The organism is Cellulomonas carbonis, assembly GCF_014636275.1.
In the GTDB taxonomy this organism is placed as follows: domain Bacteria; phylum Actinomycetota; class Actinomycetes; order Actinomycetales; family Cellulomonadaceae; genus Actinotalea; species Actinotalea carbonis.
Genome location: NZ_BMEB01000030.1, coordinates 1 through 624 on the forward strand (window position 1 = coordinate 1; position 624 = coordinate 624).

Sequence of the window (624 nt, forward strand, 5' to 3'; positions counted from 1 at the left end):
GGGGCATTCAAGTGTATAGCCTGGAGCAATACTTAGAAAAGCTGAGAAACCGGGGAATAGATCCCGAGCAGTGTATCGAGCAGACATTCAAAGCCAACGAGCACCTTGAACTTCGCATGAGATGCTTTCAGGCAATCGAAGAGCTTCAAAAGCTTGACCCCGATCAAGGCGCAAAAGTCATTCTATTTTACGCACCTCCTTACCTGCCGCATAACTATTTGAAAGAAGATAGCGCAAGAGATCAGCTTTTGCAGCATGTGATTAAAGAAGCGGCTGACAAAACCGCTGAATCGACAGGCGAAACATTTGTCTTCAAAAAGTTTTTCCCCTACTTGGCAGACGGCAGTTTTTTATCACTGCACGAAACCGATGGCGAAATTGATTCTTTTATCAGGAACTTCCCTGGGTGGAATATGATTGGGACCATTCCGTTCAAAGACATACGCAAGCTGAATATTCCATCCATTAATATGGGCGTGTACGGAAAAGACGGCCATAAATGGACAGAACGAGTCTATAAACCGTACACATTTCATGTATTGCCTCTCCTCATACAGCAAACCACCGTTCATCTTTTGCAAAGCTACCGGATGACCATCACGGCAAAAGAACCAAAGGGGGAAG

Annotated in this window: 1 protein-coding gene; it reads left to right on the top strand. The window is 45.0% G+C overall.

Annotation, left to right across the window (positions count from 1 at the left end; genetic code table 11):
• Positions 1-624, top strand: a 624-nt coding sequence (locus IEV86_RS17515) for a zinc-binding metallopeptidase family protein (RefSeq protein WP_229734727.1), incomplete at both ends; no start/stop codon positions are given.